Genomic DNA, 21,693 nt, shown 5'->3' with positions numbered 1-21,693 from the left:
ACAGATGACACAAGGAAATTTAGATATAGATAAAAATATAGATGAAAAAGCAATAAAAGAGAATGAGAATATAAAAGAGGAAACTCAAGAGGAAGTAGTATCAGATCCTAATAAGTTATATAATATATTAGGAGTAATGTTTGAAACAACAAAAAAAAGATATAGCTTTGAAATAGTAGATGAAGTAGAGTATAAAAAAGGAGATAAAGTAATAGTAGATACTATTAGAGGTAAGGAGATTGGTGTTGTTTATGGTGGGCCAATGCAACTTCCTGAAAGAGTGTTAGTATTACCACTTAAACCTGTAATAAAAAAAGCTAGTGAAGAAGAGATTCAAAAGTATGAAGTTCTTCGTCAAGAAGCTAGAGAAGCGTTTAAAGTTTGTAAAGAAAGAATTAATCATCATAAGTTACCTATGAAATTAATAGAGACAGAATATACATTTGACAAAACAAAGTTAATATTTTATTTCACAGCAGAGGGAAGAATTGACTTTAGAGATTTAGTAAAAGATCTTGCAAATATATTTAAACTAAGAATAGAGTTAAGACAGATTGGTGTTAGAGATGAAGCAAGAATACTTGGAAATATTGGTGTGTGTGGAAAAGAGTTATGTTGTAGAACATTTATAAATAAATTTGATTCAGTATCAATAAAAATGGCTAGAGATCAGGGGCTAGTAATAAATCCTACTAAAATATCAGGTGTATGTGGAAGGTTACTTTGCTGTATAAATTATGAATATAAGCAATATGAAGAGGCTTTAAGAGTTTATCCTGCTGTAAATCAGTTTGTTAAAACTCAAAAAGGAGAGGGAAAAGTAACAAGTATAAGTCCATTAAATGGATTTTTATATGTAGATGTTGAAGGAAAAGGAATTATGAAGGTTCTTATTGATGAGATAAAATTTAATAAAAAAGAAGCAAAGAAATTACAGAATGTTTTATCAACAGAAGAGCTGCAGCATAAGGTTTTAGAAAAGGAGTAATAAAAGAAAATGATTTTTGAAAATGAAGATATAGCTAATATTTATGAAGGGTACACTTTAATTCAAAAAAAAGAAGGATTTAGATTTGGAACTGATGCGGTTTTATTAGCTAATTTTTTCAATGGAAAGAAAAATTCTAAAATATTAGAAATTGGAACAGGGAATGGTATAATTCCAGTATTGTTATGTGCTAAAGATAAAATATCTAAAATAAAAGCGGTAGAGATTCAAAAAGAGATTGCAGATTTAGCAATTAGAAATGTTAAAAGAAATGGATTAGAGGATAGAATAGAAGTTGTTAATATGGATATAAAAAATATCCAAGAAGGAAATACATATGATTATATAATTTCAAATCCACCATATATGGTTTTGGATGGAAAAGAAATTAATGACAAAGATATAAAAAGTATAGCAAGACATGAAATAAAGCTTAACTTGAAGGAGTTTATAGCAAACGCTAAAAGGTTATTAAAACCAAGAGGTGAGCTTTTCATGGTACATAAAAGCTATAGATTTTTAGAAATTTCAGAAGAGCTTATAAAAAATGGATTTTCAGTTAAAAGAGTTAAATTTGTTCATTATTCAAAAGATAAAGATTCAAGTATTGTTTTAATTGAAGCTAGCAAAGGGAGAAAAAACATATTAAAAATTGAAACTCCAATTTTTTTAAACGATAACTAGAGATACTTTAAGGGAGAGGAGTTACCTCTCCCTATTTTAATGGAGGTGTCATAAAGATGTTTAAATTAAATTCAAAATATAGTCCAACAGGAGATCAACCAGAAGCAATTAAAAAATTAATTAAAGGATTAGATGAAGGTGTAAAAGATCAAACATTACTAGGGGTAACTGGTTCAGGAAAGACATTTACAATAGCTAATATAATAAAAGAAAGTGGTAGACCAGCATTGATATTAGCTCCGAATAAAACATTGGCAGCACAGTTATTTGCAGAGTATAGAAGTTTTTTTCCAGAAAATGCAGTAGAATATTTTGTTTCATATTATGATTACTATCAACCAGAAGCCTATATAGCAACAACAGATACTTACATAGAGAAAGATTCGTCTATAAATGATGAAATAGATAAATTTAGAAATGCGGCAACGGCAGCTTTAATAAATAGAAAAGATGTTATAATCGTAGCTTCGGTATCTGCAATTTATGGACTTGGATCACCAGAGACTTATAAAAATTTAACTATAGCAATTGATAAAAAAACAGGTTATAGTAGAAAAAAGTTGATATCAAAGTTGATAGAACTACGATATGAAAGAAATGATATCGCTTTTGAAAGAGGTAAGTTTAGGGTAAAAGGAGATGTAGTAGATATATATCCATCTTATATGGAAAATGGTTATAGAATAGAGTTTTGGGGAGATGAAATTGAGGAGATTTCTGAAATAAATACATTGACAGGTCAAAAGATAAAAAGAAATTTAGAAAGAGTTGCAATTTCTCCTGCTACTCATTATGTAACAGAAGAGGGGGAACAAGAAAGAATTATAGAGGAGATAAGAAAAGATTTAAAAAAAGAAGTAAAAGAGTTTGAAGAAAAAGGAAAACTTTTAGAAGCTCAAAGATTAAAGCAAAGAACAGACTATGATCTAGAAATGATAAGAGAAGTTGGTTACTGTAAAGGAATTGAAAATTATTCAAGATACTTAACACATAAAAACCCTGGAGACAAACCAGATACATTAATGGATTATTTTCCTAAAGATTTTATTGTTTATATAGATGAATCTCATATTGGTGTTCCCCAAATAAGAGGGATGTATAATGGTGATAGAGCAAGAAAGACAGCTTTAGTTGAAAATGGATTTAGATTAAAATCAGCCCTAGATAATAGACCTTTGACATTTGAAGAGTTCAGAGAAAATTGTGGTCAAACAATTTTTGTTTCAGCTACTCCAGGAGATTTTGAGATAGAAAAATCTAATGGACACATAGCTGAACAGCTAATTAGACCGACAGGAATTTTAGATCCAATTATAGAAGTTAGAGAAACTAAAAATCAAGTAGATGATCTTTTAGATGAGATTAGAAAAAATGCTTTAAAAAAGGAAAGAGTTCTAATAACTACTTTAACCAAAAAGATGGCTGAAGAATTAACAGAGTATTATATAACTTTAGGTGTTAAAGTAAAGTATATGCATTCAGATATAGATACTTTAGAAAGAATTGAGATTATTAGAGGATTAAGAAAAGGTGAATTTGACGTTTTAATTGGAATAAATTTATTGAGAGAGGGGCTTGATATACCGGAGGTATCATTAGTTGCTATTTTAGAAGCTGACAAAGAAGGTTTTTTAAGAAGTAAAAGATCATTAGTTCAGACAATAGGAAGAGCAGCTAGAAATGTTGATGGAAGAGTAATATTGTATGGTGACGTTATGACTGATTCTATGAAATATGCTATCGAAGAAACTAAAAGAAGAAGAAGAAAACAAGGAGAATATAATTTATTAAACAATATAGAGCCTAAGACAATTTTTAGAGAAGTTTCAGAATCGTTATTTAATTGGGAAGCTGAAGAGGAGAAGATAGTTGAAACTAAGCATTTCACAAGTAAAGAGGATATAGAAAAGGAGATAAAAAAATTAGTTAAGGAAATAAAAGTATTATCTGAAGAATTGAACTTTGAAAAAGCTATAGAGAAAAGAGATGAGATGAACAAATTAAAATTGATGTTATTAGAGATGTAGGGGTGGACTATGGAAGAGAAAATTTATAGTGTAACAGAGTTTAATAAAATGGTAAAAGGATATATAGATGAAAACCCAAACTTTCAAGAATTTTTTTTAAAGGGAGAGCTTTCAGGAGTAACATACTATAAAAGTGGTCATTTATATTTTACTTTAAAAGATAAACAGAGTCAGATAAAATGTGCAGCATTTAATTATAAATTTAAAAGAATAGCTGAAGATTTAAAAGAGGGAGATTCTGTAAAGATATTTGGAGATGTTGGCTTCTATGAAGCTAGAGGAGATTTTCAGGTACTGGTTAGACATGTACAAAAAGAAGATAAGCTTGGTGAGATGTTTGCAAAGTTAGAAAAGTTAAAGAAGGATTTAGAGAGGGAAGGGTTATTTTCACCATTATTTAAAAAAGTTTTACCTAAATATCCAAAGGCAATAGGAATTGTAACAGCGTATACAGGAGCAGCATTTCATGATATAGTAAATACAACAAGAAAAAGATTTGAAAATATAGATATTTATATTTATTCAGCTAAAGTTCAAGGTGTAGGAGCTAAAGAGGAAATTGTAAAAGGTATTGAAACATTAAATAAAATACCGGAAATAGATTTGATTATTGCAGGTAGAGGTGGAGGAAGTGTTGAAGACTTGTGGGCTTTTAATGAGGAAGAGGTAGCAAGAGCATTTTTTCAAAGTGAAAAACCAATAATATCAGCTGTAGGTCATGAGATAGATAATTTATTATCTGATTTAGTAGCAGACGTTAGAGCAGCGACTCCAACTCAAGCAATAGAAATATCTATTCCTGTAAAAAAAGAGATAGAAAAGCAATTGTTAGAAAAAGAAAAAAGAGTAAAAGATAGTATCAATAGAGTAATAAAAAAGAAAAAAGATGAGATAAAACAGTTACAAAGTAGTTATGTACTAAAGAATTTTATAAAGGCTATAGAGGAAAAAAATCAAATGTTAGTATCAAAAGAAGAGAAAATCGAAGATATTATGAAAAAGATATTTAGAAATAAAAGTCACGAGTTAGAAGTGTGTACAGAAAAAATAATTGCTTTAAATCCTTTAAATGTTTTAAAAAGGGGTTACAGTATAACTAAAATAGGTGATGAGGTAATAAAAGAAAGTTCTCAAGTAAAACTTGGAGATTCAATTGAGACAACTATAAAAAATGGAAAAATAATTAGTAGAATAGAGGAGATTATTTAAAATGAAAAAATTAATAGGAATATTATTTCTTTTTCTTAGTTTAATAGCTTTAGGTGATCAAAGACCACCATATATTCAAAGTCTAGAAAGCCAAATAGCGAGAGAGGATGACAGAGATAAAGCGGCAGTTCTTTTAAAAGAGTATGAAAAATATTTTAAAAGTTATATAAACTCTATAAGTGGAGATGAAAATCAGGTTTTTTATTTAGGAGATCAATATTTTAGAAATAGAAAATATGAAAGAGCAGCTCAAATTTTTAGTAGCAATATAGATAGCTCTAGAAATTTATTTGGAGCAGCAACAAGTTATAGATTTATTGGAGATTATAATAAAGCGATTGATTTTTATAGCGTTGCAATTAGTATTGAGCCTAGTATGAAAGAAGCTTATTTAGGAAGAGGATTAGCGTACAGAAATTTAGGGAGGTACAATAAAGCGATAGATGATATTCAAATATATATGAACTATGCGCCTAGTGTAGAAGGATTTTTAGCTTTAGGAGATATTTACTTGGCTGAAAAGAAAATTGATAGAGCAAGAGAGGTTTTACAAGAAGGAAGAAGATTATATCCACAGTCAAAAGAGATAAGTAATATGTTAACGTCTACATATTCTAGATAAAAGAGGTGACAGATGGAGTGGTATCGATTAAAATTAATGGGTTTAAAAAATAGTAAGATTAGAGCTTTAATGGGATGTAATAAACGATATAAAGATATTTTTGCTGATTTAGATAAACTTACAAATATGTTGAATTTAACCACAGACGATACCAGATTGATAGAAAATTCAAAATACTGTGAAAAATATTTGGAGGTTATGGATTATTTAGAACGAAACAGGATAGGCTTAATTAGTATTAACGATTATAGATATCCTGATAGTTTGAAAAATATAGCAAAACCTCCACTTTTTCTTTTTTATAAAGGAAACATAGAACTTTTAAGTAAAAATAAAATGATTTCTATAGTAGGTACAAGAAGATCAACAAAATATGGAGAACTTTGTTGTGAAAGAGCAGTTAAAGATTTAGTTGATGGAGAAGTAGTTGTTGTAAGTGGATTAGCTTTAGGAATAGATTCAATAGTTCATAAGGAAGTATTAAAGTATAAAGGTAATACTATTGCTGTTTTAGGATGTGGAATAGATATATTTTATCCAAGAACAAATATCAAATTAAGAGATGAAATAGAACGAAAAGGATTAGTAATATCAGAATTTCCAATAGGAATGAGACCAACACCTAAAAATTTTCCAATAAGAAATAGAATAATAGCTGGCTTATCTAAAGGAACTGTAGTAGTTGAAAGCTCTTCAAAAGGAGGAAGTTTAATAACTGCGAGTATATCTTTAGAAGAAGGAAGAGATGTTTTTGCTTTTCCTGGAGATGTGACATATCCATTATCCCAAGGATGTAATGAATTAATAAAGCTGTCTCAAGCTAAATTGATAGTATCTGGTGAAGATATATTAAATGAGTACAGCTGGTTAAAAATAAGTGAAGATGGAAAAAAATTAAATAAATTAATTGGGATAAAACTAAAAATATATAGTGTATTAAAAACGAAAATGCATTTAGAAGAAATAAGAAAAGAAGTTTCTTGTGAAACAAGTGAATTATTGAGTAATTTAATGGAGTTAGAAATAGAGGGTTATATTCAAAGCTTACCAGCAGGACACTACAGAAGACGTTTATAAATGGGAAACTTGGTACCCTTGGTTGATTTTTTTATTAATTTCTAATATAATTAAGAGCGAATAATGTATATAGAGAAAAAATTAGGGGTGAAAATAGTGGCGAAAAAAAATTTAGTAATAGTGGAATCACCTGCAAAAGCGAAGACTATTGAAAAAATATTGGGGAATAATTTTCATGTTACAGCTTCCTTTGGACATGTAAGAGATTTGCCAAAAAGTAAAATTGGAGTGGATGTGCAAGATGATTTCAAACCTAGCTATTCAACGATAAGAGGAAAGGGAGATGTAATAAAAACTTTAAAAGATCTTGCTAAAAAATCAGATAAAGTATATTTGGCATCTGACCCGGATAGAGAAGGAGAAGCTATTGCATGGCATATAGCTCAAACATTAAAATTAGATGAAAATGAAGCTAATAGAATAGAGTTTAACGAAATAACAAATGGAGCAATAAGAGAAGCCATAAAAAATCCTAGAAAAGTGGATATAGATAGAGTTAATGCACAACAAGCAAGAAGAATACTTGATAGACTAGTAGGATATGAGATAAGTCCTCTTTTATGGAAGTCAATATCTTCGAATACAAGTGCTGGAAGAGTTCAATCAGTTGCTTTAAAATTAGTATGTGATTTAGAGGATAAAATAAAAAAGTTTGTTCCTGAAAAGTTTTGGGATATAAAAGGTGAGTTTGAAAATAAGATGAATCTTTCTCTCTATAAAATAGAAGGAAAAAGATTCGAAAGAGTTACAGATGAGGATATTGTAAAAAATGTTCAGTTAACATTGAATTCAGAATATGCAGTTATTAACTCTAAAGTAACTAAAAAATCTAAAAATCCACCACTGCCATTGAAAACAAGTACATTACAGCAATTATCATCATCATATTTAGGATTTTCAGCTTCAAAAACTATGTCTGTAGCCCAAGGATTATATGAGGGTATAAGTATAGATGGAAATCAAAAAGGTTTGATAACTTATATGAGAACAGATTCGACAAGAATATCTGATGAAGCTAAAGAAATGGCAAAAAGTTATATAGTTGAAACTTTTGGAAAAGAGTATTTAGGTAAAGAAGGGGTAAAGAAGAAAAAAGATGAAAAAATTCAAGATGCCCATGAAGCTGTTAGACCAACAGATATTTATTTAGAGCCAGATAAAATAAAGAAAGATTTAGCTCCAGATCAGTATAAATTGTATAAATTGATATGGGAAAGATTTATGATATCTCAATTAGCACCAATGCAATATGAGCAATTTGAAATAATTTTAGAAAATGGAGATTACCAATTTAGAGGAACTTTAAACAAAATAATATTTGATGGGTATTATAAAGTGTTTAAGGATGAAGAGGAATTACCACTAGGAGAGTTTCCAACAATAAATGAGGGTGATTTCTTAAAACTGAATAAATTACACATAAAAGAGGATTGGACAAAGGCTCCTTCTAGATTAACAGAGTCATCTTTAGTTAAGAAATTAGAGGCTGATGGAATAGGTAGACCATCTACGTATGCGTCAATAATTGAAACTCTAAAGAAAAGAGAGTATGTTGTAATTGAAGGTAAAAGTTTTATTCCAACAGAATTAGGATACGAAATAAAAACGATATTAGAAAAAAACTTTAAAGATATAATGGATGTTAAATTTACAGCTTCTTTAGAAGATGGTTTAGACTTAGTTGAAGAGGGAGAGAGAGATTGGATTGAGATATTAAAAGATTTTTATTCAAAGCTTTCAAAAGATTTAGAGCTTTATAAAATTAAAGTTGAAGAGGAATCGAGTAGAATAATAACTTCAGATGTTCCATGCCCTTGTGGATCTGGAAATATGATTATGAAAAATGGAAGATTTGGAAGATATTTATGTTGTACAGATGAAAATTGTAAGGAAAAATACTCTTTAAAAGGGATTGAAGTTCCATTAGAAGATATTAAAAATGGAAATATAAAAGTAAAAGAGTTATTAGAAGAGCAATTAAGAGTTAAACAAGGAAAATTAACAGATGTGTTTTTAAGTAATGGAAGTAGATTACTTCTAAAATTAGGACGTTTTGGTAGTTATTTAGAGAGTGAAAACTTTAAAGAGGATAACGAAAGAGTTTCTTTACCTGGAGAAGTAAAAAAGCTTCTTATGAATGGTTCAATTGAAGAAAAAGATGGAATAGTTCAACTGAAATGGATTATGGATAAAATTCAGAAAGAAGAGGAAGAGATTCTAAAAAATGCTGGAAATTGTGAGAAATGTGGAAGACCATTTAAAATAGGTAGAGGAAGATGGGGGAAATTCTTGGCTTGTACAGGATATCCTGATTGTAAAAATATAAAGAAATTAGAAAAAGATAAAAAAGAGTAGATAAAAGGACTCGCCTTTGTAGGCGAGACTTTTGTATGTATAAAAAAGGAGAACAGATGACAAATAAAGAAGTAATAGTAATAGGAGCTGGATTAGCTGGTTCGGAGGCAGCATACCAATTAGCAAAAAGTGGAGTTAAAGTAAAATTATATGAAATGAGACCAAAAGTTTCAACGGAAGCTCATAAAAGTGAAAAGTTTGCTGAGTTAGTATGTAGTAACTCTTTAGGAGGAGATCATTTAGGGAATGCTTCTGGATTAATGAAGGAAGAGCTAAGAAGAATGGGATCTTTACTTATTGAAATTGCAGATGAAGTTAAAGTTCCTGCAGGACAAGCTCTAGCTGTAGATAGAGAAGGGTTTTCAGAAAAGGTAACAGAGAAATTACATTCTATGGAAAATATTGAAATAATAAATGAAGAGTTGAAAGAGATTCCAAAAGATAAAATAGTTATCGTTGCTAGTGGACCATTAACATCGGATGAGCTATCTAAAAATATTGGAAAAACATTAGAGCAGGAATATCTATATTTTTATGATGCAGCAGCTCCAATTGTAACTTTAGAATCAATTGATAAAGATAAAGTATTTTTCCAATCAAGATATGATAAGGGAGAAGGAGAATATATTAACTGTCCAATGAATAAAGAGGAGTATGAAATTTTTTATGAAGCTTTAATATCAGCAGAAAGAGCTCCTTTAAAAAAGTTTGAAGAGGAAAAATTATTTGAGGCATGTATGCCAGTTGAAAGAATAGCTCAAAGAGGATTTAAAACTCTACTATTTGGACCATTAAAACCAAAAGGATTAATAAATCCAAAAACTGGAAAAGAGGAATTTGCAGTAGTTCAGTTAAGACAAGACGATAAAGATGGAAAGTTATATAATTTAGTAGGATTTCAGACAAATTTAAAGTGGGGAGAACAAAAGAGAGTATTCTCAATGATACCAGGACTTGAAAATGCAGAGTTTGTAAGATATGGAGTTATGCATAGAAATACATTTATAAATTCAACAAAGCTATTAACACCAGCATTAAATTTAAAAAATAATGAAGATATATACTTTGCAGGACAAATAACAGGTGGGGAAGGATATGTTTGTGCTATTGCTACTGGATTAATGGCGGCAACTAACATTCTTAGAAAAATGGATGGGAAAGCACCATTAATATTAGATGATAGAAGCTCAATTGGAGCAATTATTAAATATATTACAGAGGAAAAGAAAAATTTCCAACCAATGGGACCTAATTTTGGTGTAATAAAATCTTTAGATGAAAGAATAAGAGATAAAAAAGAGAAGTATAATAAAATATCAAAAATAGCTTTAGAATATTTAGATGAAAAGTTAAATCAAGAGAAATAAAAGGAGTTTGAGATGGATACTCTTAATTTATTAGGGGATATAAAAGAGTTTTTATATCATTGTGAGTTCGCAAAAGGAAAGAGCTTAAATACAATAAAGTCATTAAGAATAGATCTATATAGATTTAATGAATATATTATAAAATGTAATGATTTAAAAAAAATTTCTGATATAGATGGATTTAATTTTAGAGAGTTTTTAGTAGAACTTCAAGGGTGTGATATAGGAAAAAGATCTTTAAATAGAAAAATCTCATCTATAAAATCATTTTTTAAATATTTGAAGGATACGGGGAAAATAAAAAGTAATCCAGCTCAATTAATAGTAGCGCCAAGCTATGATAGAGGAATTCCTGAAGTTCTTGAATTAGAAGAAATAGTAAGATTTAGAAAAGCAATAGAGTTAAAAAATTATCACAGCTTGAGAGATAGGTTGATTGTAGAACTTCTTTACTCAAGTGGAATAACATCACAAGAATTACTAGGTTTAGGAGAAGAAGTTTTTAATCTAGAGAGTAGAGAAGTTGTTGTAACAAGTTTTAAAAAATATAGAACTGTATTTTTTAGTGAGAGAACAAAAAATTTCTTCAAAAGATATATAGTAGCTAAAAAGGAAAAGTTAGGATCTAAATATAATAAAGAGATACTTTTTGTTAACGGATCTGGTGGAAGATTAACTGACCGTTCTTTAAGAAGACTTATAGATAGATACGGTGTTAAAGCAGGAATAACAAAGGAGATAAGTCCACATAGTTTTAGACATACATTTGCTGTTCACATGTTAGAGCATGGTATTAGCTTATTGCAGTTACAAAAATTATTAGGTCACTCAAATTTAGATTCAACAAAAATATATTTAGAAGCTTTAGAGAAAAAAAGAAGAAAAGAACTGTCTAAAGAGATAGAAATCAAATGATAGAAAAATATTAATATTATAAATTGAAGGAGAGTTTATGACGAAAAAATGTATAGGATGTGGAATTGAACTTCAAGGAGAGAATCCTAATTCTAATGGATATTTGCCGAAATCAGTTTTAGAAGGGGATAATAAAGAACTACTTTGTCAAAGATGTTTTAAGATAAAAAATTATGGGCAGTATATTCCTATAAAAATGACAAAAGAGGATTATAGACAAGAAGTTAAAAAAAGTTTAGCAGAAGCAGATGTAGCAATACCTGTTTTTGATATTATCGATTTTGAAGGATCATTTGATGATGAGATTCTTGACATTTTAAGAGAGATGGAATCAATTGTTGTAATTAATAAGTTAGATTTAATACCAGATGAAAAACATCCATCAGAAGTTGCAGATTGGGTTAAAGGAAGATTAGGAGAAGAGGGAATTTCTCCTTTAGACATAGCTATAGTAAGTTCTAAAAATGGATATGGAATAAATGGAATATTTAAGAAAATCAAGCATTTTTATCCTGATGGAGCTAAAGCTTTAGTTTTAGGAGTAACAAATGTTGGGAAATCTAGTATTATAAATAAGCTTATAGGTGCTAAAAGAGTAACAGTATCAAAATTCCCAGGAACAACTTTAAAAAGTGTTAAAACAGAGATTCCATTCTCAAAAATAACTTTAATTGATACTCCGGGATTAATTCCTAGTGGAAGATTTTCTGATTTTGTATGTCAAGAGTGTAATCAAAATATAATTCCTGCTAATGAGATTTCAAGAAAAACTTATAAAGTTCAAGAAGATAGAGTTATATTAATTGGTGGAATGATTCAAATGAGAGTTTTAAACGATGACGATTTAAAACCGATATTTTCATTATATGCATCTAAAGATGTAACATTCCATGAAACAAATGTAGAAAAAGCAAAAGAGTTAATGCAAAAAGCAGACTTTTTAACTCCACCGTGTGAAAATTGTAGAGATGAATTTAACTCTTTAGAAAAAGATGTAGAAGTTTATACAGTGGAAACAGGGGAAGAGTTAGTCTTTAAAGGACTAGGATGGTTATCTGTAAAAAGAGGGCCTTTAAAAGTGGAAATAACATCACCAAAGGGTGGAGAAATAATTATTAGAGAAGCTTTTATAAAGCCAAAAAGATAAAAATGAGGTTCTAAAGGGATGGAAAAAGACGGAAGAATAACTACTCTAAATTGGATTATAAATATAGCAGTAACAATTTTATTTATCTATCTTGCTATGAGAGGAATCGATGATTTAACAGGAACGTACAAAATTGATGAAACAGTGAGAAGTACAAAAGAACTTAGAATAGCTTTAGAGAAATACTATCAATTGACAGGGAGTTATCCTGAGTTAACAAAACCAGGGGTAAATATGAACTTACACCTTTTAGATTATGTGAATGAAAAAGGACAGAAGATATCTTTTGCAGATATTTATGGACGAAAAACTTTGGCTAAGACTTATGGTAGTAACTCAATAATTGCATCAAATGAAGTTTATGATGTACAAGATTTTGAAAATACAAATAAAAATGGTGGTTGGAATTATAATTATTCTCAAAGAACAGGAGAGATTCATCCTAATTTACCTGAGGATATTTATATAGAAAAAGTAAACTGGATTAGACAGTAGAACATGAATGGAGGAAAACAAATGTACGATATTATATTTTTAGGTGGAGGACAAGCTGGGGTTTTTGGAGCTTACGAAGCTATTAAAAAGAATAAGGATTTAAAGATTTTAGTTTTAGACAAAGGTAGAATGTTAACACAAAGAGTTTGTCCAAAAGAAAAGCTAGGAACATGTGTAAAGTGTCCAACTTGTGCAATAATTTATGGAGTTTCAGGAGCTGGAGCTTTTTCGGACTCTAAATTTAATATGGATTATAGAGTTGGTGGAGATGTTCATGTTTTAACTGGAAAAGTAATTGTAAATGAAACTATTCAATATGTAGCAGATATATATAAAGATTTTGGATTTGATGAAAAACCATCTGGTTTAGAGTACAACCAAGTTATGTTAGATTTAAAGAAAAGATGTATTGAAAATAATGTACAGTTAGTAGATACACCAACAATGCACTTGGGAACAGATGGATCAAGAGAACTATATACAAAATTAGTAAATTCTTTATTAGAAAAAGGTGTAGAGTTTATAACTGAAAGATCTGCTGAAGGATTAATAATAGAGAATGGTGAAATAAAAGGAGTAACTGTAAAAAATAAAAAAGATGAAGTTGAAAATTACTTCGCAAAAAATGTTGTAATTGGACTTGGAAGAAGTGGTGCAAAAAAACTGATGGAGATGTGTGAAGAGTCAGGAGTATCATATGAGACAGGTGCAGTTGATTTAGGTGTAAGAGTAGAGATACCTGATTTAGTAATGAAGGATATTAACGAAAATTTCTACGAAGCAAAGATGATTTATCATACAACAAAATATAGAGATAAGATGAGAACTTTCTGTTCAAATCCAAGTGGATTTATAGCTGCAGAAAAGCATAGTGACGATGTAGTGTTAGCAAATGGCCATGCATATAAAGATAAGAAATCTCAAAATACAAACTTAGCTTTATTATGTACAAAAACATTTACACAACCATTTAAGCAACCATTTGAATATGCAACTGCTATAGCGAAGATGTCATCAATGTTAACTGGTGGTAAGATATTAATGCAATCTTACGGAGATTTAAAAGTGGGAAGAAGATCAACAGATGAATCTATAGCTAGATTAAATATAATTCCTACAACAGAGGATTACGTAGCTGGAGATATTGCTTTAGCATGTCCAAAGAGAATTTTAGATAATATTATAGAATTTATAGAAGTTCACGACAAAATAACTCCTGGATTTGCATCAAGTGATTTATTACTATATTTCCCTGAGATAAAATTTAGAAGTACAAGAATAAAAATAGATGCTAATATGGAAACTAATATAAAAGGATTATATGCCGCAGGAGACAGCTCAGGATACGGAAGTGGATTAAATATAGCTGCAGTAATGGGGATACTAGCCGTAAGACATATAATTTCTAAATAATTTGGAGGACTATAATGGGATTTTTTAATAAACTTTTCGGTAGAAAAAAAGAGGATAAAGTCGAAGAGCAAGAAGAAAAGTTAGAAAAAGAAGTGGTAAAAGAGGAGCTAGAATCTCTTGAAGAACAAAAAGAAGAGAAGATAGATGAAGAAGAGAAAATAGATGAAGCTGTAGAAAAAGCTATTGATGATGAAGAAAAGGAAGAGTCAACAATAGATCAGGAAGAAACAAAAGATGAGGTAGTTTACGTAGAAAAACCAAAAGTTGAAAAAAGAAGCTTTTTTACATCTTTAAAAGAAAAATTATTTAAATCAAGAGAGGGACTGTTTGGAACTTTAAAAAATATTTTTACAGGAAAATCAATAGTAGATGGTGAGATGTATGAAGAGTTAGAAGATACTTTAGTACAATCAGATATTGGTATTGAAATGACTTTGAAGATAGTAAAAGATTTAAAAGCAGAAGTAAAAGCTAGAGGAGTTAAAAAACCTGAAGATGTATACCCAGTATTAAAAGATGTATTAGAAGGATATTTGATTACAGAAAATACTAAATTAGATATTCAACCTGGAAGAATGAACGTAATATTAATAGTTGGAGTAAATGGAGTTGGAAAAACTACAACTATTGGAAAAATTGCAGCTAAATTAGTTAAAGATGGTAAAAAAGTTGTAATAGGTGCAGCGGATACGTTTAGAGCAGCAGCAGTTGAGCAATTAGAAGAATGGGTAAAAAGAGCAGGAGCTGAGATTGTAAAGCATCCAGAAGGAGCAGATCCAGGAGCGGTTGTTTTTGATACCTTAAAGGCTGGAGAAGATAAAAATGCTGATGTTGTAATTATCGATACAGCAGGAAGACTACATAATAAAAATAATCTGATGAAAGAATTAGAAAAAATAAATAATATTATAAAGAAAAAAATAGGAGATCAACCTTACGAGTCAATTTTAGTTTTAGATGGAACTACAGGACAAAATGGATTGATTCAAGCGAGAGTATTTAACGAAGTGACAAAATTAACAGGATTTATTGTCACTAAATTAGATGGAACAGCTAAGGGAGGAATACTATTTAGCATCTCTGAAGAGCTTAAAAAACCTATAAAATATATAGGAGTAGGAGAGGGAATAGAGGATTTAAGAGAGTTTAATAGTAAAGAGTACATACAAGCTATTTTTGACTAATATATTAAAAAAAATAGAATTTCTGTTGTAAATATATATAAAATTTGTTAATATATAGTTGAAAATTATGAGCACTATTACAGTATAGTTAAAAATGTGCAATTTATTTAATAAAAATCAAGGAGGACTTAAAGTGAGCATTATAGTTCAAATTAAAGAAAAAGCAAAAACTTTAGGAAACAAAATAGTTCTTCCTGAGGCTACTGATGAGAGAGTAATCAGAGCAGCTGCAGGAGTAGTTGAGGAGAAGTTAGGAACTCCAGTATTAGTAGGAAATGTAGAAACAATAAAAACATTTGCTGCAAATTTAGGAGTATCTTTAGATGGTGTTGAAATTATCGATCCAAAAACTACTGATAAATTAGCTTCATATGTTGAGAAACTTTGTGAGTTAAGAGCAAAAAAAGGAATGACTCCAGAAGAGGCAGAAAGATTATTAACAACTGATGTTAACTTCTTTGGTGCTATGATGGTTAAAATGGGAGATGTAGCTGGAATGGTTTCAGGATCAGATTCACCTACAGCAAATGTTTTAAGAGCTGGATTACAAGTTGTTGGAACAAAACCAGGAGTAAAAACAGTATCATCAGTATTTTTAATGGAGTTAAAGCATAATGTAGAAACTTATGGAGAAATCTTAGTATTTGGAGATTGTGCTGTAATTCCTGAGCCTACATCAGAGCAATTAGCTGATATCGCATCAGAAGCAGCTATAACGGCAGCTACAGTAGCTGGATTAGATCCAAAAGTTGCACTTATGTCATTCTCTACAAAAGGATCAGCAAAGCATGATTCAGTAGACGTTGTAAAAAGAGCAGGAGAAATTTTAAGAGAAAGAAATGCAGATTTCGCATTTGAAGAGGAGTTACAAGCGGATGCGGCTTTAGTAGCATCAGTAGGAGTTAAAAAAGCTCCAAATTCTAAAGTAGCAGGAAAAGCTAATGTATTAATATTCCCTAACTTAGCAGCAGGAAATATTGGATATAAATTAGTTCAAAGATTAGCTAATGCAGAGGCATATGGTCCTTTAATTCAAGGATTAGCAGCTCCAATAAATGACTTATCAAGAGGATGTTCAGTTAAAGATATCGTGGATTTAGCTGCAATAACTTCAGTACAAGCTGGAAAGTAATAGACGATAATTTAAATTAAGGTAAAAATTTGTAAGGAGTTTTAACTCCTTACAAATCAAATATATTAAAATAAAAAATAAAATTAAGGTGGTAAATTTAATGAAAGTTTTAGTTATTAACTGTGGTAGTTCATCTCTAAAGTACCAATTATTAAATCCTGAATCAGGAGAGCTTTTTGCAATTGGACTTTGCGAAAGAATAGGAATCGAAGGATCAAAAATGGAGTATGAAACTCCAGCTAACGATTTTGAAATCGAAATAAAGCAAGATATGCCAACTCACAAGGAAGCTTTAGAGTTAGTAATAAATGCTATTACAAATCCAGAATATGGAGTAATAAAATCAGTAGAAGAGATTGATGCAATAGGTCACAGAGTAGTACACGGTGGAGAGAAATTTGCTTCATCAGTATTAGTAACTCCAGAAGTTATGGCAGCTATGGAAGAGTGTTCAGAGTTAGCACCATTACATAACCCTGCAAACTTATTAGGAATTAGAACAATGCAAGAATTAATGCCAGGAAAGCCAAATGTTGGAGTATTCGATACATCATTCCACCAAACAATGCCAAAAGAAGCATACATGTATGCATTACCATATGAGGATTATACAGAATTAAAAGTTAGAAAGTATGGATTCCACGGAACATCTCATAAATTTGTTTCAGGAGTAGCTCAAGAGTTATTAGGAAATCCAGCTGAATCAAAAATAATCGTTTGTCACTTAGGAAACGGTGGATCAATATCTGCAGTTAAAAATGGTAAATGTATTGATACAACTATGGGATTAACTCCATTACAAGGAATTATGATGGGAACTAGATGTGGAGATATCGATCCAGCAGCAGTTTTATTCATAAAGAATAAAAGAGGATTATCAGATAAAGAAATGGACGACAGAATGAATAAGCAATCTGGAATCTTAGGAGTATTTGGAGAGTCTTCAGACTGTAGAGATATGGAAATCGCAGCAGCAGCAGGAAATGAAAGAGCATTATTAGCTGAGAATATGTTCGCTTACAAGATAAGAGGATATGTTGGAAACTATGCAGCTCAAATGGGTGGAGTAGACGCAATTTGCTTCACAGGAGGAATTGGAGAGAATTCTGGAAAAGTTAGAGAAGATGTTTTAAGAGGATTAGAGTTTATCGGAGTTGAATTAGATAAAGAAGTTAACTCTAAGAGACAAAAAGGAAATGTTCTTTTAACTAAAGAAACATCTAAGGTAAAAGCATTCAAAATACCTACAAATGAAGAGTTAGTAATAGCTAGAGATACTTACGAAATTGTAAACGCTACAAAGTAATAAGTGTTGAAAGTTGTTTAATAAATAAACATATTAGTCAGTAAAAAATTATATTTGGTTGAATTAGTTTAAAAATTTCTTAAAAAAATCGAGAACTTTAATTGACAATTAATAAGAATACTCGTAAAATAGAGTTAACTTTAGAGTCAATTAAAAAAGGGAGGACAATTCAAATGGCTAAAAAAATGCAAACTATGGATGGTAACCAAGCTGCAGCATATGCATCATATGCTTTTACAGAAGTAGCAGGTATTTATCCAATAACTCCATCATCGCCAATGGCTGAGTACACTGACGAGTGGGCATCAAGAGGAATGAAAAATATGTTTGGAGTTCCAGTAAAAGTTGTTGAAATGCAATCAGAGGCAGGAGCAGCTGGAACAGTTCACGGATCTTTACAGGCAGGAGCTTTAACTACAACATATACAGCATCACAAGGATTACTATTAAAAGTGCCTAATATGTATAAAATAGCTGGAGAACTTTTACCAGGAGTTATCCACGTATCAGCAAGAGCGTTAGCAGCACAAGCGTTATCAATATTTGGTGATCACCAAGACGTTTATGCAGCTAGACAAACTGGATTTGCTATGTTATTTGAGAGCTCAGTACAAGAAGTAATGGATTTATCAGGAGTTGCACACTTAGCAGCTATTAAATCAAGAGTTCCTTTCATGAATATATTTGATGGATTCAGAACTTCACACGAAATTCAAAAAGTTGAAGTAATGGATTTTGATGTATTCAAGAGATTAGTAGATATGGATGCTATTAAAGCTTTCAGAGAAAGAGCTTTAAACCCAGAGCACCCAGTAACAAAAGGAACAGCTCAAAACGACGATATCTACTTCCAAACTAGAGAAGTACAAAATAAATTCTACGATGCAGTACCTGCAATTGTAGCTAACTATATGGAAGAAATTTCAAAAGTAACTGGAAGAGATTATAAGCCATTTAACTATTATGGAGCACCAGATGCAGAGCATATTGTTATTGCTATGGGATCTGTTTGTGAAACATTAATAGAGACAGTTGATTATTTAGTAGGAAAAGGAGAAAAGGTAGGACTTATCAATGTTCACTTATATAGACCATTCTCTGCTGAATACTTCTTCAATGTATTCCCTAAGACAGTTAAGAAAATTGCTGTACTAGATAGAACAAAAGAACCTGGAGCATTAGGAGAGCCTTTATACATGGACGTTAGAGGATTATTCTATGGAATGGAAAACGCTCCAGTAATCGTGGGTGGAAGATATGGATTATCTTCAAAAGACACAACACCAGCTCAAATGAAAGCTGTATTTGATAACTTAAAGCAAGATGAGCCAAAAGATGGATTTGTAGTTGGAATCAACGATGACGTAACTTACAAATCTCTTGAAGTTGGACCAAGCATTGAAACAGGAGCAGAAGGAGTAAGAGAGTGCTTATTCTTCGGACTTGGATCAGATGGTACAGTTGGAGCTAACAAAAACTCAATTAAAATTATTGGAGATAAAACAGATTTATATGCACAAGGATACTTTGCATATGACTCAAAGAAATCTGGAGGATCAACAAGATCTCACTTAAGATTTGGTAAACATCCAATTAAATCAACTTACTTAGTATCTTCACCAAACTTCGTTGCTTGTTCAGTACCAGCATACTTAACACAATACGATATGATAGGTGGATTAAAGCAAGGTGGAACATTCTTATTAAACTGTGTATGGGATAAAGATGAGGTTGTAGCTCATTTACCAAATTCAGTTAAGAAACAATTAGCAGAGAAAAACGCTAAGTTCTACATTATAAATGCTAATAAATTAGCAGCAGAAATAGGATTAGCAGGAAGAACTAATACAATAATGCAATCAGCATTCTTTAAATTAGCAGATGTTATTCCATTTGAAGATGCACAAACTTATATGAAGCAATATGCTGAAAAGTCATATGCTAAAAAAGGTGACGCAATTGTTAAAATGAACTATGAAGCTATTGATAAAGGAGCTGGAGAATTAGTTCAAATTACAGTTGATCCTTCATGGGCTAACTTAACAACTGAAGTTGTTGAAGAAAAAGGAGCTTGCTCTTGTACAGGATGTGGATGTGGATCAACATCTAAATTAGAGTCATTTGTAGAGAAAATTGCAAAACCTATAAATGCTTTAAAAGGAGAAGAGTTACCAGTTTCTACATTCTTAGGATATGAAGATGGAACATTTGAGAACGGAACAACAGCTTTCGAAAAAAGAGGAGTTGCAGTAAACGTTCCTGAGTGGAAATCTGAAAACTGTATCCAATGTAACCAATGTTCATATGTTTGTCCACACGCAGTTATAAGACCATTCTTAATGACAGCTGAGGAAAAAGCAGGAGCACCAAACGAGTTAAAAACAAAAACTCCAATTGGAAAAGGGTTAGAAGGATTAGAGTATAAAATCCAAGTATCTCCATTAGATTGTACAGGATGTGGACTATGTGCTAACGTATGTCCAGCTAAAGAGAAAGCTTTAGTTATGGTACCTATTGGACAAGAAGTTGAAAAAGGTGAGCAAGAAAATGCTGACTACTTATTCAACGAAGTAACATATAAAGATGAGTTTATGCCAAAAACATCAGTAAAAGGATCACAATTTGCACAACCATTATTTGAGTTCCACGGAGCTTGTGGAGGATGTGGAGAAACTCCTTATATTAAAGCAATAACTCAATTATTTGGAGACAGAATGATGATAGCTAACGCTACAGGATGTTCTTCAATTTATGGAGGATCAGCACCATCAACTCCATATACAACAAATAGCTGTGGAGAAGGACCATCATGGGGTAACTCATTATTTGAGGATAACGCAGAGTTTGGATACGGAATGGCAACAGCTGTTGAAACAATGAGAGATAGAATTCAAACAATAATGGAAGAAAACATGGCAAATGTTTCTCCAGAAGTTGCAGCAATGTTTGCTGAGTGGATTGAAAATAGAGCAGATGGAAATAAAACTAAAGAAATCAGAAATAGATTAGTTCCAGCTTTAGAAGCATGTAACTGTGGAGTATCAACAGAAATTTTAGAGTTAAAGCAATATCTTGTTAAGAAATCACAATGGATATTTGGAGGAGACGGATGGGCTTATGACATCGGTTATGGAGGATTAGACCACGTTTTAGCTTCTTCAGATGACGTTAACGTTTTAGTAATGGATACTGAAATTTATTCTAATACAGGAGGACAAGCATCTAAATCAACTCAAACAGGAGCAGTAGCAAAATTCGCAGCTGCAGGAAAACCTAATAAGAAGAAAGATTTAGCTGCTATTGCAATGTCTTACGGACATATCTATGTTGCACAAGTATCTATGGGAGCTAACCAAGCTCAATACTTAAAAGCAATTGCTGAAGCTGAGGCATATCCAGGACCATCATTAATCATAGCTTATGCTCCTTGTATAAGTCATGGATTAAAGAATGGAATGGGTAACAGTCAACTTGAGATGAAAAAAGCTACAGAGTGTGGATACTGGCCAATATTCAGATATAATCCATTATTAGAAAAAGAAGGAAAGAACCCTCTTCAAATCGATTGTAAAGAACCTAACTGGGATAATTACAATGATTATCTAATGGGAGAAGTTAGATATGCTACATTAGCAAAATCTAAACCAGAACATGCAAAAGATTTATTTGCTAAAAATAAATCAGAGTCTCAAAGAAGATGGAGACAATATCAAAGACTTGCATCATTAGACTTCACAGCTGAAGCTAAGTAATTCTTTGAAATTTAGAGATA

Annotated in this window: 16 protein-coding genes; all 16 read left to right on the top strand. The window is 30.9% G+C overall.

Translation table 11 applies throughout. From position 1 onward, the window contains the following. Positions 1-4: 4 nt before the first annotated feature. The 16 genes from H5J23_RS09265 to nifJ all read left to right on the top strand — a co-directional run bounded on the left by H5J23_RS09265 (position 5) and on the right by nifJ (position 21,673). On the top strand, positions 5-988 hold the full coding sequence (locus tag H5J23_RS09265) for a stage 0 sporulation family protein (RefSeq protein WP_185891860.1): 984 nt from the start codon (positions 5-7) through the stop codon (positions 986-988). A 9-nt stretch (positions 989-997) separates the two neighbouring features. Next, positions 998-1,672 (top strand): tRNA1(Val) (adenine(37)-N6)-methyltransferase, encoded by a 675-nt coding sequence (locus H5J23_RS09260; protein WP_185891858.1) that lies wholly within the window; start codon positions 998-1,000, stop codon positions 1,670-1,672. Positions 1,673-1,728: 56 nt separating this feature from the next. Next, positions 1,729-3,699: an excinuclease ABC subunit UvrB gene (uvrB, locus tag H5J23_RS09255; protein WP_023050990.1), complete on the top strand. Its 1,971-nt coding sequence runs from the start codon at positions 1,729-1,731 to the stop codon at positions 3,697-3,699. Between the two features lie 9 nt (positions 3,700-3,708). Next, positions 3,709-4,908: an exodeoxyribonuclease VII large subunit gene (gene xseA, locus H5J23_RS09250; protein WP_185891856.1), complete on the top strand. Its 1,200-nt coding sequence runs from the start codon at positions 3,709-3,711 to the stop codon at positions 4,906-4,908. Position 4,909: 1 nt separating this feature from the next. Beyond that, entirely contained in the window at positions 4,910-5,530 is a 621-nt protein-coding gene (locus tag H5J23_RS09245) for a M48 family metallopeptidase (protein ID WP_185891854.1), read from the top strand. Between the two features lie 12 nt (positions 5,531-5,542). Further along, a complete protein-coding gene (gene dprA / locus H5J23_RS09240; protein ID WP_185891852.1) occupies positions 5,543-6,607 on the top strand; it encodes a DNA-processing protein DprA in 1,065 nt (354 codons plus the stop codon). Between the two features lie 63 nt (positions 6,608-6,670). Continuing rightward, entirely contained in the window at positions 6,671-8,962 is a 2,292-nt protein-coding gene (gene topA / locus H5J23_RS09235) for a type I DNA topoisomerase (protein ID WP_185891850.1), read from the top strand. Between the two features lie 56 nt (positions 8,963-9,018). Continuing rightward, positions 9,019-10,329, top strand: coding sequence for a methylenetetrahydrofolate--tRNA-(uracil(54)-C(5))-methyltransferase (FADH(2)-oxidizing) TrmFO (gene trmFO, locus H5J23_RS09230; protein WP_185891848.1), 1,311 nt, complete (start codon positions 9,019-9,021; stop codon positions 10,327-10,329). 12 nt (positions 10,330-10,341) lie between these two features. After that, positions 10,342-11,244 (top strand): tyrosine-type recombinase/integrase, encoded by a 903-nt coding sequence (locus H5J23_RS09225; RefSeq protein ID WP_185891846.1) that lies wholly within the window; start codon positions 10,342-10,344, stop codon positions 11,242-11,244. Positions 11,245-11,281: 37 nt separating this feature from the next. Continuing rightward, positions 11,282-12,391 (top strand): ribosome biogenesis GTPase YqeH, encoded by a 1,110-nt coding sequence (gene yqeH, locus H5J23_RS09220; RefSeq protein ID WP_023050983.1) that lies wholly within the window; start codon positions 11,282-11,284, stop codon positions 12,389-12,391. Between the two features lie 18 nt (positions 12,392-12,409). After that, on the top strand, positions 12,410-12,886 hold the full coding sequence (locus H5J23_RS09215) for a hypothetical protein (RefSeq protein ID WP_023050982.1): 477 nt from the start codon (positions 12,410-12,412) through the stop codon (positions 12,884-12,886). A gap of 21 nt (positions 12,887-12,907) precedes the next feature. Then, entirely contained in the window at positions 12,908-14,299 is a 1,392-nt protein-coding gene (locus H5J23_RS09210; RefSeq protein WP_040407391.1) for an NAD(P)/FAD-dependent oxidoreductase, read from the top strand. A 14-nt stretch (positions 14,300-14,313) separates the two neighbouring features. Next, positions 14,314-15,483 (top strand): signal recognition particle-docking protein FtsY, encoded by a 1,170-nt coding sequence (gene ftsY, locus H5J23_RS09205; RefSeq protein WP_185891845.1) that lies wholly within the window; start codon positions 14,314-14,316, stop codon positions 15,481-15,483. A gap of 133 nt (positions 15,484-15,616) precedes the next feature. Further along, entirely contained in the window at positions 15,617-16,615 is a 999-nt protein-coding gene (gene pta / locus H5J23_RS09200; RefSeq protein WP_040407388.1) for a phosphate acetyltransferase, read from the top strand. Between the two features lie 100 nt (positions 16,616-16,715). Next, positions 16,716-17,921 (top strand): acetate/propionate family kinase, encoded by a 1,206-nt coding sequence (locus tag H5J23_RS09195; protein WP_023050978.1) that lies wholly within the window; start codon positions 16,716-16,718, stop codon positions 17,919-17,921. 173 nt (positions 17,922-18,094) lie between these two features. Beyond that, entirely contained in the window at positions 18,095-21,673 is a 3,579-nt protein-coding gene (gene nifJ, locus H5J23_RS09190) for a pyruvate:ferredoxin (flavodoxin) oxidoreductase (protein ID WP_040407386.1), read from the top strand. Positions 21,674-21,693: the final 20 nt, after the last annotated feature.

Source organism: Cetobacterium sp. 2G large, from assembly GCF_014250655.1.
Lineage (GTDB): Bacteria > Fusobacteriota > Fusobacteriia > Fusobacteriales > Fusobacteriaceae > Cetobacterium_A > Cetobacterium_A somerae.
The sequence above is the reverse complement of the archived record's forward strand: the minus strand, read 5'-3'. Positions and strand labels throughout refer to the sequence as shown.

Coding starts and splice junctions, on each gene's coding strand:
- H5J23_RS09265 (WP_185891860.1), top strand. CDS start 5: ATGACACAAGGAAATTTAGATATAGATAAAAATATAGATGAAAAAGCA.
- H5J23_RS09260 (WP_185891858.1), top strand. CDS start 998: ATGATTTTTGAAAATGAAGATATAGCTAATATTTATGAAGGGTACACT.
- uvrB (WP_023050990.1), top strand. CDS start 1,729: ATGTTTAAATTAAATTCAAAATATAGTCCAACAGGAGATCAACCAGAA.
- xseA (WP_185891856.1), top strand. CDS start 3,709: ATGGAAGAGAAAATTTATAGTGTAACAGAGTTTAATAAAATGGTAAAA.
- H5J23_RS09245 (WP_185891854.1), top strand. CDS start 4,910: ATGAAAAAATTAATAGGAATATTATTTCTTTTTCTTAGTTTAATAGCT.
- dprA (WP_185891852.1), top strand. CDS start 5,543: ATGGAGTGGTATCGATTAAAATTAATGGGTTTAAAAAATAGTAAGATT.
- topA (WP_185891850.1), top strand. CDS start 6,671: ATGTATATAGAGAAAAAATTAGGGGTGAAAATAGTGGCGAAAAAAAAT.
- trmFO (WP_185891848.1), top strand. CDS start 9,019: ATGACAAATAAAGAAGTAATAGTAATAGGAGCTGGATTAGCTGGTTCG.
- H5J23_RS09225 (WP_185891846.1), top strand. CDS start 10,342: ATGGATACTCTTAATTTATTAGGGGATATAAAAGAGTTTTTATATCAT.
- yqeH (WP_023050983.1), top strand. CDS start 11,282: ATGACGAAAAAATGTATAGGATGTGGAATTGAACTTCAAGGAGAGAAT.
- H5J23_RS09215 (WP_023050982.1), top strand. CDS start 12,410: ATGGAAAAAGACGGAAGAATAACTACTCTAAATTGGATTATAAATATA.
- H5J23_RS09210 (WP_040407391.1), top strand. CDS start 12,908: ATGTACGATATTATATTTTTAGGTGGAGGACAAGCTGGGGTTTTTGGA.
- ftsY (WP_185891845.1), top strand. CDS start 14,314: ATGGGATTTTTTAATAAACTTTTCGGTAGAAAAAAAGAGGATAAAGTC.
- H5J23_RS09195 (WP_023050978.1), top strand. CDS start 16,716: ATGAAAGTTTTAGTTATTAACTGTGGTAGTTCATCTCTAAAGTACCAA.
- nifJ (WP_040407386.1), top strand. CDS start 18,095: ATGGCTAAAAAAATGCAAACTATGGATGGTAACCAAGCTGCAGCATAT.